Origin of the sequence: Streptomyces sp. GB4-14, from assembly GCF_022696125.1 — a bacterium.
Taxonomy (GTDB): domain Bacteria; phylum Actinomycetota; class Actinomycetes; order Streptomycetales; family Streptomycetaceae; genus Streptomyces; species Streptomyces werraensis.
Genome location: NZ_RZHO01000002.1, coordinates 5,771,721 through 5,781,374 on the forward strand (window position 1 = coordinate 5,771,721; position 9,654 = coordinate 5,781,374).

Below are 9,654 nucleotides of genomic sequence, written 5' to 3' on the forward strand. Positions count from 1 at the left end.
GGACCCGGCCGGACGCGGGATCAGTCGATCACACCGGCCGGCCGTCCGCCGGTCGGGCGCCGCCACTTCTCGCGCACGACGACCCGGCTCAGCCGCCAGCCGTCGGGCGTGGGCAGCGCCGTGAACACGCACCGGCCGCCGCTCAGCAGATCGAGCACGGCGGCCCCGTCCCCGCCGCCCCGGGAGGCGGGGCTGACGTAGTCGGTCCGCACCTCGGCCGTGTCCCCGGTGTCCCGCTCCCACGTGCCGAGGAGCACCCGGCGGTTGACGAACAGATGCTGCCGCACGGGGAACTCCGCGCACCGTTCGGCCAGCCATCCGGCCACCGCCTGCGCGTCCCCCTCGACACCGCCCGCGGTACGGTGATCCGCCCGCCCGTCCGGGGTGAACAGCCGCCGGTACGCCGCCCAGTCGCCGTCGTCGACGGCCGCCGCGTAGTCGGTGACGAGCCCGTCCAGGTCCATCCGGTCCCGTACGGTCGCGAACTCCACACGCTGCGTCATCGGCTCAGTGTTGGCCATGCGGGGGACGCGGCCAAGGTGCGTGCGCGGACTTTCCCCGGCCCGCCGGGCCGGGCGCGACGCGGTCGGGGGCGTCTGCGAGTCTGGGGATCTTCGTTCCGCGTTCTGCGCCAGGAGGTACTCATGAAGCGTCTGGTCACGGTGGTCACCGGGGGGAGCCGCGGCATCGGCGCCGCGACCTGCCGTCGGCTGGCGGCGGAAGGGCACGACGTGGCGGTGAACTACGTGCGGGACGCCGACGCCGCGGAGAAGGTGGCCGAGGATGTGCGGGCCGCGGGGGCGCGGGCGGTGACCGTGCGGGCGGACACGTCCGTCGAGGCCGACGTGGAGCGGCTTTTCGAGGTGACGGAGCGCGAACTCGGGCCGCTGACGGGGCTGGTGAACAACGCGGCGGTCTCCGGGCCGCTCGGGCCGTTCACGGAGGTGAGTACGGACACCCTGCGGCGGGTCGTCGACGTCAACGTCATCGGCACGCTGCTGTGCACACGGCGGGCCGCCCAGTTGATGACGCCGCGCGGCGAGGGCGTGATCGTGAACGTCTCGTCGGGCGCCGCGACCCTGGGCAGCCCCGGCGAGTACGTGCACTACGCGGCGACCAAGGCGGCCGTGGACGCGCTGACTCTGGGGTTGTCGAAGGAACTCGGGCCGGCCGGGGTGCGTGTCAACGCGGTCGCCCCGGGTCTGATCGACACGGAGATGCACGCCGCGATGGGGGCGCCGGACCGGGTCCGGGAGATGGCCGGGACCATTCCGCTCCGGCGGGCGGGACAGCCGGAGGAGATCGCGGCGGCGGTCGCCTGGCTGATGTCGCCGGAGGCCTCGTACACCACGGGGACGGTGCTGAGGGTCGCGGGCGGACGCTGAAAGGGGGCGCGGAGCGGGCGGATGTCAGGCCGCCTCGACGACCCGTCCGCGGATCGCCGCCGCCCACTCGACGACCAGCATCTCGTACTCCTCACGCTCCTGGGCGGACAGGGAGCCGCGCGCCCGCAGCCACAGGGCGCGGATCTGCTCGTTCACCTCGGCGGCGGACCGCACGGAACCAGGGGGCGTTAAATCGGGGGACATGCGGACAAGCCTAGGGCCATGGACTGACGGTGCGCTACCGGACGGCTACGGGACCCGTATGGGTTCGGTCACGTGCCGCGGACACGGGCCGGGCGTACGTTCCACGGCAGAACCGTTTCCGCACGCCCGGCCCGCGCCGCGCGGTCCCAGCCGCGTCCCCACGCCCGGGCTCAGCCCGCCGACTCCGCCGCGTGCGGGCTGAGCACGCCGGCGGCGACCAGGACGATGATCACCAGGCCGAGCGCGACCCGGTACCAGACGAACGGCATGAAGCTCTTGGTCGAGATGAACTTCATGAACCAGTGCATCATTCAAGGGCCTCGGCGGCTGTGACCTGCCGCTTCCACCAGTCGGCCAGGCCCTCTGGGAGACGACTGGGAGAACTCACCGCCGTCTCCCACTCCGACTCCCGCACGAAGCGCAGGAAGCGCTCCTGCAACGAGTCCATCATCCGCCGCTCCATTGCCGTTGTCACGTTCGCGTAGAGGCCCTCCACGCCTGCGACTTCATGGCCCATGCGGGACTCGACAGCGATACGCGAGTGCACGCCACCCGCCTCGTCGATCCACTCCTTGTGCCCGTGCCGCAGCAGGTACAGACGCTTCCCCGCGTAGGCAGTCGCCGGCAGCTCCGGCACAGGACGCCGCGACGTCACCGTCTGCCGCTGCCCCAGCCGCACCCGCTCGAACTCCTCCGAGGCGGGGCGGCCGTCGGCGATGGGCCGCCAGTAGTGGTAGGTGAAGTTCGCGTTTGCCAGCAGGCCGCCGGAGATCGAGCGGAAGACGTACTCGCCGTCGTGGCTCTTCAGCAGCAGCTCGAGCAGCTCCGCCAGGAACGGCGGGACGACGAGGGTCCGCCTGCTTTCGTACTTGGGCGGGAACAGCTTCAGCACGCCGTTCTCCCGCTGGTGCTGCCACTGCACCCGCACCGCGGGCATCAGGCCGGGCCCGTACCGTTCGAGGTCCTCGGCGTGCCGCTCCTCCCTGCCCGCCTCGTCCGGGTCGTCGAGCGGGTCGGAGGCCGGCCAGAGGGGGTGGGTGTAGACGCGGCGCAGCGCGTACAGCTCGGCGGGCCGCATGCCGGTTGTGGCCATCGTCCACACGAACACGAAGCCGTCCAGCCCCCAGAAGCCAAGCGCGTTGCAGGCGAGCTGGTGGACGTCCTCGATGCGCATCTCGCGCTTCCGCTCACGCGGCTTCTTCTTGTACCGGCCGCGGCGCTGCTTGCGCCCCTTGGGGACGGGTGAGGTCTTGCGGAGCCCGTCGTCGACGGCATCGTCCATGAGCATGGAGAAGACGGTGAGGATCTCGTCCCCGTACTTGTCGCCGACGTTGGGGAGGGCTTTCAGCTGCTTCTTCCACGCCCGGTAGAGGGACGGCTGGACGTCGGCGATGGCGGTCTCGCCCCAGCGTGGTTCGATGTAGAGCCGCAGCATGGACCGGATGGCCTTCTCGCGCAGGTGCCCGACGTCGAGAGTGTCGACCCAGGTCTTGGCGTACTCGCCGATGGTGACGGAGCCGTCGCGGCGGGAGATGTAGGAGTCGTTGCGGATCTCGGCTTCGCGGTCCAGCCCGTAGTTCTTGGCTGTGACCTCGTCGGTGAAGCCGCCCTTCTGGTCGTAGATCCACTTACCGCGTTCGTCCTTCTTGCGGGTGTTCCATACGACCCGGCAGGTGTTCCCGCGCCACTCGACGTAAGCCACGTTGTCCCCTGTCGTGCTTGCGGGGTGGCCGGCATTCTTCCCCGATGCCGGCCCCACCGCTGCGGCTACGCGTGCTTGCCGACCACACAGGCCCGGCAGGCGGCGCAGTCGCCTCCTTGACGCGTTATCAGGTCTTGCACGGCGCGTCGTGCTTGCTCGTCGTGTTCAACCCGCGGCGTCGCAACACACACGATTCTCCCATCCACCTGCCCTCGGAAACCGTTGAAGCCGGGCCCGAGATCGATGGTGAGCAGTTCGTGCATGGGCCCCCCCTTTCGGGTGAGAGGGAACCTCCCAAGTGATCTCAGATGCTGCCACGTTGACGCGCTGTTGTGACCATGTTCGTTGTAAGTGACACGGGCGCGGAAGGTAACGAATCGGTAAACGCAAAAGGTTGTACGTCAGGGCTGATCAACTTCGCTCATTTGCGGTAAGGCGGCCCCGCTTCGCCAGTTCCTCCACCACGCGACGCTTCAGCTCGCGGATCTCGGCCGACGTGAGCGAGTCACTCACGGATACGGCGGCATCCTGTACGGCGGCGGCAACGTCGTCGGCCAGGTCGCCCGCACGGACAGGGGAGACGGCGGCCCCTGCCGGTCCGGGCTCCACCACGGTGGGGCCGGCGGCGCCTCGCAGGACCTCCAGGCAGCTGCCGCGCGCCCAGCCGATGACAGGTTCGATCTTCCCGTAGGTGACTGGCCGCACCGCCTTGCCGTCTTCGACCTTGCTGTACGTGTTGATCTGGATCTGGGCGGCACGGGCGACGTCGATCTTGTTCATGCCGAGGCTGGAGCGCCGCTGGATAACCAGCGTGGCGAGCCTCTGAAGTGCACTTTCTTCATATGGGGGTGCCATGACGCACATCATCGCAGGGACTCTCAGGAACAGCTAGGAACACCCGGTTTTCTGGCCTAAACCTTGACCTGCATCCCGCCACGATCGTGATCTAGGGCGGGCAAAACTGCGAGTTTCTGCATGTTACTAACAAGTACTGGTAGCGAAGACTCGTAGAAACGCGTAGATTCTCTGCATGGCAAGAACCCCAGCCACCTACCTGGTGCACGGGCCGTCGCTCCGCAAGCAGCGCAAGAGCCTCGGCCTCACCGTCCAGCAAGCCGCCGCCAGAGCGGGCATATCCCGCAGCTACCTCCAGCGGCTGGAAACCGGCACCCGGGAGCGGATGGGACCCCCGCGCTACATCCGGCTCCGCACAGCCCTCAACGCAACAGACGACCAGCTCTCACCCCCACCAGAAGAGCCCTCAGAAGAGAGGTGAACATGTCCGCCCCCAACGCCACCCAGGTCGACATCGACTCGATGATGCGCCGCGACGGCTACATGAAGCCGAAGGAGGCCGCACGCGAGCTCGGCTGCGGCGAGCGGTGGCTGCTCGACGGCCTGAACCGTCACGGCTTCCCCCACACCCGCATGGGCCGCGCGAAGTGGCTCAGCCAGGACGACATCCGCGAGATCCGCGCCCTCTGCGCGATCCCCGCCGACCGGTCGAAGATCGCCCGCCTCCGCCGCGCCCAGAGCAAGCCGGCCCGCGTCGCCGCCTGAGCGGCAGTGAGGCCGACCCCGCGCCTACGGGACCGGCCTCGTGATCCCCATCCAGAGCACGCAACGAAAGGGACCACCGTGTCCATGATCTCAGACCAGAAGGCCGCTGCGAAGGCGCGGGTCCGCGCGAAGAACGCGGCATTGCAGAACCTGACGCCGCGCGAGTACCTGCTCCACACCCTCTGCGCGACTAAGACGCACGCCGAGGCTGAAGCAATCCTCGACCACTTCGAGCGCACGACCGACACTGCGGGCCGCCTCGGCCGCGTGCTGGACATCTGCGACTCGGTAGTCCGTGCTGGCGACGACACGGTCGACGTCGGTCGCATCCACGCCGCTGCCCTCGGCGACGACCTCCGCAACGGCGGTGCCTGATGAGCGACCTGACCCGCTTCGAACTCCTCCTCCGCGCCAGCGACGTGCGTCTGCCGTCCGCGTGGCAGGCCGTCTGGGCTGAGGCCGAGGACATCATGCGGATCGAGCACCCGCACGGCTACGACGTCCTCGACGTTGGCCGGCTGGCGTTCGACTCCCTGCACGACGACCTGAAGGCCGAGGCGCTGGACGCGCTGATCTACGGCTGGTGGGAGGCCGAGCAGGACCGCAAGGCCCGCGCCGCCCGGTTCGAGGAACTCGGGGGTGCGCTGTGAACGAGCGCCTGACACCCGCACGCGAAGCCGAGATCGAGCAGCGCACCGACGCCGCGACCCCCGGACCGTGGCTGGTCGAGATGGAGCAGTGCGATTGTTCGGACGGTCTGTGCGGCCACGGCACCTACGCGAGCGCGGTCTACGCCAACGACGAGCGGCGGAACGAGTTCGAGGACTTCACGGACTCGGACTGGTTGTTCATCATCCACGCCCGCGAGGACGTGCCCGCCCTGCTCGCCGAGCTGGCCGCGGTCCGCGCCGAGCGGGACGCCTTCCGGGACCAGCGGAACAACGTCTTCGCGACGAACGAGCAGCTGCACGACAAGGTCACGGAGGCGTTCGAGGCTCGGCTCCGGGCGGAGAACGAGACCCGCACGGTGAAGCGGGAGACGGAAGCGCTCCGGGCCCGCGCCGCCGAGCTGGAGAACGCCTTGGCGGCTGCTGGCCGGTCGCTGTCGTCGTTCATCTTCGACTCGGACGACCCCGGCGCCGACGCCTTGGGTGCTCAGTGGCTCTACCACCAGGCGATGCCGCAGGCGGACGACCCATTCGCTCAGCCCCGCGCTTTCCGCTCCAGCGTCTTCTCCGAGGCGGCGAAGACCGTCGAGGAGATGGACGGGCGTCCGTCAGATGGCGAGTACTCGCGGGAGTACCTCAACGGCTACTCGCACGCCTTGGAGGACGCGGCCGAACGCCTGGAGAAGCGCGCCGACCAGGCGGCTGAGGGATCGGAGGCGGTGTCGTGATGGCGACCGCTGCCGAGCCCCGCCCGCTGGCCGACCTGGAGCAGGACGCCCTCGCCGCCGTCGAAGCCGAGTTCGCCCGCCGGGCCCGCGGCCCCAAGCCGTGGACGCCGAGCGATTACCTCGACCGCATCGCCCGCGTGCATGCCCACTACGAGCAGCGCCGGCAGTGGCTGCGCCAGCACCCCGGCGCCGCCCGTCGCGAGCCCGCCGACTGGATCGCCGAGCGGGCCGCACAACGACCCGACGAGCGCCCCCTGTGGCGGATGCTCGGCCGGCTGGTCGCCGAGGAGGACGACCTGTGACCGCCTCCCTCGACCTGCCGCCCACCCCGGCAGACGCAGCCCCGGTCATAGTGCCCGGCCTCCTGTCGGGCCTCGGCATAACCCGCCGGCCCGTACCCCGCTGGATCACCAACCCCGACCTCATCGCCTCCATCGAGGCCGGACTCATCGACATCGACGACGCATTCCTCGGCAACGACACCGCACAGGAGAAGTAATGGCCTTCAACCTGCTTCCCAAGGGCACCGGCCGCCGACGCGCCGCCGACAAGGTCGAGGAACTCCGGCGCGACCTGGCGAAGGCCGTCAACTTCATGTACGCCGCCGGCGACGAGATCGCACTCCTGCGCAACGACCTCGCCGACGCCCACAAGAAACAGGGCGAAGCCGAGGAACTCGTCGTCAAGCAGCTCGCCGACATCGACGATCTCACCGAGGAACGCGACTACTGGCGCGACACGGCGCTCGCCCTGCAGAAGCGCTTCGCCGCCCAGCTCGCCGCCGAAGCCAACGCCAACGCGATCAACGTGCCGCCGATGGTGCGCGACACCAGCGCCATCGAGGACCAGGCGACCGGCCCCATCGACGTCAGCCCCCTGTGGGAGGCCGCCGCCGCAGGCCGCCTCGGCCCCGTCACCGACCCCGGCCGGATCGGACCCGACGACGACACCCAGCCCATCCCGGCCGCCTGACCCGCCGCCCAGGCCGGATGACACCGGCCGGCCGGGCGGCGCACAACCCAAGACCGGCGGTGTGTCGAGGCCCCCACTCCACGCCGCCACCCAGGGCCAGCGCCCCGAACACCCCCGCCGGGGCACTGGCCCACCCACCACCACACCCGAAAGCAGAAGCCATGAACACCAGCAGCCCCAGCATCCCGGCCGACGTCGCCGCGCACGTCCTCTTCCACTTCGGCCACCGCGGCATCCCCGCCGGCGACTGGCACCAGGACCTCATCAGCCTCATCGCCCGCGCCGACATGGTCCACAAGGCCAAGCTGACCGCCGCGTTCCCCGACTACGCGGGCGCCGTCCTCCTCGCCCAGTACGCCGACAACGGCATCGACGTCCTGAAGGACATCGCCGCCGGCGAGGTGGCCGCATGACCGCCCGCATCGCCCCCGCGCCCGGAGACCGCCTCAAAGAGCAGGGCATGGCCGACGCCGACCAGGCCACCAGCGGCGACTGGAAAGCCGAATGCGACGACGCCATCGCAGAGATGGCCCGCCGCCGCATCCCCTTCCAGGCATCCGACCTCGTCCGCGAAGGCCTCGTCACCGAGCCGACCAACCACCACCAGTGGGGCCCCCGCTTCGCCTACGCCGCCCGCCGCGGAGTCATCCGCGAAGTCGCCGCCACCAAGTCCCGCCGCACCGCATCGCGCAGCTCCCGTCTCGTCACCTGGATCGGAGCCGCATGACCGCCATCGGCCACGGGGCGCTCATCTACCTCGCCTACGCAGCCCTGTTCTTCCTCATCGGCGGCGCCCTCAGCCTCATCGCCTACACGGCCGCCCACATCACCGACGGCATCCGGCGCCGACGCCATGAACGCACCGCCCGGGACATCGCCGCCCACACCGACTTCGACGCCGCCCTCGCCCAACTCGTCAAGGAGAAAGACCAGTGAGCGCCTCCAAGAGGAAAGGCACCGCAGCCGAAAGCGCAGTCGTCGACTTCCTGCGCACCTCCGGCTTCAGCCAGGCCGAACGCCGCACCCTGGGCGGCGCCAAGGATCGCGGCGACATCGCCGGCATCCCCGGCGTCGTCATTGAGGTCAAGAACTGCGCCCGGCAGGAACTCCCTGCCTGGGTCGCCGAAGCCGAGACCGAGCGCGACAACGACCGCGCCACGCTCGGCGTGGTGTGGCACAAGCGGCGCGGCACGACGGACCCCGGCCGCTGGTTCGTGACGATGTCCGGGCAGCAGTTCGCCGCGCTGCTGCGCGAGCAGCAGGGCCTCCCCGCTCCGGCCGCCGAGACGCGCCCCGCGCGGACGCCGTGCAGCGTCCCCGAGTGCGACGCCGACGGAACGGGCGAGCCCTGCACCCGACATGAGCGTGAGGACTCCCACGCCGAGGGCGACCACGAACTGTGCGGCCCCGAGTGCGCCATCGCCGAGGGCGGTGAGGCCGCGTGAGCGAGCAGCCCGCCCTCGTCACCGGCATCCGCCCCGGCCTCGACATCCGCAGCCTCGACCGCGGCCAGACGCCCGTTGCCGACTGGCTGTGCGGCTGCGGTCACCACGAGCGCGCCACCGGCAACGACATCACCGCCCTCACCGCGAAAGCCCTCGTCGGCATCTGCCCCCACACCACCGCAACCAAGGAGGCGGCGTGACCTTCACCCAGCCCGCCGGCACCGTCACCGAACACGAGACCGGCGCCGGAGCCGCCATCGCCACAATGATCCGCCAGCTCGTCATCGACACCGCCAACAACGCCCCCCGCTCCCGGCAGCGCCGCATCGGCCCCTCCGAGGTCGGCAACCCCTGCAGCCGCGCCCTCGCCTACAAAGCGAGCGACTGGCCCGAGGTCCCCGGCGCCGACCGCGACCCGTGGGCCAGCATCCAGGGCACCGCCGTCCACGCGTGGATGGCCGAGCTCTTTGAGAAGCGCGACCCCAACGGGGAGAGGTACCTCGTCGAGAAGCGGGTCACCGTCCGGCAGGGCTACACCTACGACTCCACCATCGCCGGCTCCGCCGACCTGTACGACCGCGCCACCGGCACCGTCTATGACTGGAAGATCACCGGCGTGTCGTCGCTGCGGAAGTACCGCAGCCAGGGCCCCGGCGACCAGTACCGCATCCAGGCCAACCTCTACGGGCTCGGCATGGAGAACGCAGGAGAGAAGCCGCAGCGCGTAGCCATCGTCTTCCTCCCCAGGCATCACGTCCTCGAGCCCTACGTGTGGGTCGACGACTACCGCCGCGACGTCGCCGAACAGGCCCTCGCCCGCCTGGACGCAATACGCGAACTCGTCCTGAAGCTCGACCCGGAGAAGAACCCCGAGCGCTGGGCGATGTTCCCCACCGACCCCAAGGCCAAGTGCATCTTCTGCCCCTGGCACAAGCCCGGCAGCACCGACCTCAGCCAGGGCTGCCCCGGGGTCCCCAAGACCTCCTGACC

20 protein-coding genes and 1 pseudogene are annotated in these 9,654 nt (G+C 70.2%); 15 read left to right on the forward strand and 6 right to left on the reverse strand.

Features of this window, described 5'->3' with window-relative positions; translation table 11 throughout:
* Window positions 1-20 precede the first annotated feature (20 nt).
* The gene (locus ELQ39_RS27615) at window positions 21-503 is read right to left on the reverse strand and encodes a nuclear transport factor 2 family protein (protein WP_242594517.1); all 483 of its coding nucleotides are present in this window, start codon (window positions 501-503) and stop codon (window positions 21-23) included.
* Between the two features lie 141 nt (window positions 504-644).
* On the opposite strand from ELQ39_RS27615, the gene ELQ39_RS27620 reads away from it, so the two are divergent.
* Window positions 645-1,385 carry an SDR family NAD(P)-dependent oxidoreductase gene (locus ELQ39_RS27620; protein WP_242594518.1) on the forward strand — a complete coding sequence of 247 codons (741 nt, stop codon included), beginning with the start codon at window positions 645-647 and terminating at the stop codon, window positions 1,383-1,385.
* A gap of 24 nt (window positions 1,386-1,409) precedes the next feature.
* On the opposite strand, the gene ELQ39_RS27625 is transcribed toward ELQ39_RS27620, so the two are convergent.
* The 5 genes and pseudogenes from ELQ39_RS27625 to ELQ39_RS27645 all read right to left on the reverse strand — a co-directional run bounded on the left by ELQ39_RS27625 (window position 1,410) and on the right by ELQ39_RS27645 (window position 4,071).
* Window positions 1,410-1,589: a hypothetical protein gene (locus ELQ39_RS27625; RefSeq protein WP_190003598.1), complete on the reverse strand. Its 180-nt coding sequence runs from the start codon at window positions 1,587-1,589 to the stop codon at window positions 1,410-1,412.
* 170 nt (window positions 1,590-1,759) lie between these two features.
* Window positions 1,760-1,891, reverse strand: a pseudogene (locus tag ELQ39_RS27630) (undecaprenyl-diphosphatase); the annotation flags it as partial.
* 5 nt (window positions 1,892-1,896) lie between these two features.
* Window positions 1,897-3,291, reverse strand: coding sequence for an integrase (locus ELQ39_RS27635; RefSeq protein WP_242594519.1), 1,395 nt, complete (start codon window positions 3,289-3,291; stop codon window positions 1,897-1,899).
* 65 nt (window positions 3,292-3,356) lie between these two features.
* Entirely contained in the window at window positions 3,357-3,554 is a 198-nt protein-coding gene (locus tag ELQ39_RS27640) for a hypothetical protein (protein WP_242594520.1), read from the reverse strand.
* A gap of 148 nt (window positions 3,555-3,702) precedes the next feature.
* A complete protein-coding gene (locus ELQ39_RS27645) occupies window positions 3,703-4,071 on the reverse strand; it encodes a hypothetical protein (protein ID WP_242594521.1) in 369 nt (122 codons plus the stop codon).
* Between the two features lie 250 nt (window positions 4,072-4,321).
* On the opposite strand from ELQ39_RS27645, the gene ELQ39_RS27650 reads away from it, so the two are divergent.
* The 14 genes from ELQ39_RS27650 (at window position 4,322) to ELQ39_RS27715 (ending at window position 9,652) form a co-directional block, all read left to right on the forward strand.
* Window positions 4,322-4,567: a helix-turn-helix domain-containing protein gene (locus ELQ39_RS27650; protein WP_242594522.1), complete on the forward strand. Its 246-nt coding sequence runs from the start codon at window positions 4,322-4,324 to the stop codon at window positions 4,565-4,567.
* Window positions 4,568-4,569: 2 nt separating this feature from the next.
* Window positions 4,570-4,851, forward strand: a complete 282-nt coding sequence (locus ELQ39_RS27655; RefSeq protein ID WP_242594523.1) for a hypothetical protein — start codon at window positions 4,570-4,572, stop codon at window positions 4,849-4,851.
* An 84-nt stretch (window positions 4,852-4,935) separates the two neighbouring features.
* Window positions 4,936-5,226, forward strand: coding sequence for a hypothetical protein (locus ELQ39_RS27660; protein WP_242594524.1), 291 nt, complete (start codon window positions 4,936-4,938; stop codon window positions 5,224-5,226).
* A complete protein-coding gene (locus tag ELQ39_RS27665; RefSeq protein ID WP_242594526.1) occupies window positions 5,226-5,501 on the forward strand; it encodes a hypothetical protein in 276 nt (91 codons plus the stop codon). Before ELQ39_RS27660 ends, ELQ39_RS27665 begins: the two co-directional genes overlap by 1 nt.
* On the forward strand, window positions 5,498-6,247 hold the full coding sequence (locus ELQ39_RS27670) for a hypothetical protein (protein WP_242594528.1): 750 nt from the start codon (window positions 5,498-5,500) through the stop codon (window positions 6,245-6,247). Before ELQ39_RS27665 ends, ELQ39_RS27670 begins: the two co-directional genes overlap by 4 nt.
* Entirely contained in the window at window positions 6,247-6,549 is a 303-nt protein-coding gene (locus ELQ39_RS27675; RefSeq protein WP_242594530.1) for a hypothetical protein, read from the forward strand. Before ELQ39_RS27670 ends, ELQ39_RS27675 begins: the two co-directional genes overlap by 1 nt.
* Complete coding sequence (locus ELQ39_RS27680; protein ID WP_242594532.1) at window positions 6,546-6,746, forward strand: hypothetical protein; 201 nt, start codon at window positions 6,546-6,548, stop codon at window positions 6,744-6,746. The genes ELQ39_RS27675 and ELQ39_RS27680 overlap by 4 nt, the downstream gene beginning before the upstream one ends.
* Window positions 6,746-7,219 (forward strand): hypothetical protein, encoded by a 474-nt coding sequence (locus tag ELQ39_RS27685; RefSeq protein ID WP_242594534.1) that lies wholly within the window; start codon window positions 6,746-6,748, stop codon window positions 7,217-7,219. Before ELQ39_RS27680 ends, ELQ39_RS27685 begins: the two co-directional genes overlap by 1 nt.
* A 161-nt stretch (window positions 7,220-7,380) precedes the next feature.
* Complete coding sequence (locus ELQ39_RS27690) at window positions 7,381-7,632, forward strand: hypothetical protein (protein ID WP_242594536.1); 252 nt, start codon at window positions 7,381-7,383, stop codon at window positions 7,630-7,632.
* Window positions 7,629-7,946 (forward strand): hypothetical protein, encoded by a 318-nt coding sequence (locus ELQ39_RS27695; RefSeq protein WP_242594538.1) that lies wholly within the window; start codon window positions 7,629-7,631, stop codon window positions 7,944-7,946. Before ELQ39_RS27690 ends, ELQ39_RS27695 begins: the two co-directional genes overlap by 4 nt.
* On the forward strand, window positions 7,943-8,155 hold the full coding sequence (locus ELQ39_RS27700; protein ID WP_242594540.1) for a hypothetical protein: 213 nt from the start codon (window positions 7,943-7,945) through the stop codon (window positions 8,153-8,155). Before ELQ39_RS27695 ends, ELQ39_RS27700 begins: the two co-directional genes overlap by 4 nt.
* Window positions 8,152-8,664 carry a hypothetical protein gene (locus tag ELQ39_RS27705; protein WP_242594542.1) on the forward strand — a complete coding sequence of 171 codons (513 nt, stop codon included), beginning with the start codon at window positions 8,152-8,154 and terminating at the stop codon, window positions 8,662-8,664. The genes ELQ39_RS27700 and ELQ39_RS27705 overlap by 4 nt, the downstream gene beginning before the upstream one ends.
* Window positions 8,661-8,864 (forward strand): hypothetical protein, encoded by a 204-nt coding sequence (locus ELQ39_RS27710; protein ID WP_242594544.1) that lies wholly within the window; start codon window positions 8,661-8,663, stop codon window positions 8,862-8,864. The genes ELQ39_RS27705 and ELQ39_RS27710 overlap by 4 nt, the downstream gene beginning before the upstream one ends.
* Window positions 8,861-9,652, forward strand: coding sequence for a hypothetical protein (locus tag ELQ39_RS27715; protein ID WP_242594546.1), 792 nt, complete (start codon window positions 8,861-8,863; stop codon window positions 9,650-9,652). The genes ELQ39_RS27710 and ELQ39_RS27715 overlap by 4 nt, the downstream gene beginning before the upstream one ends.
* Window positions 9,653-9,654: the final 2 nt, after the last annotated feature.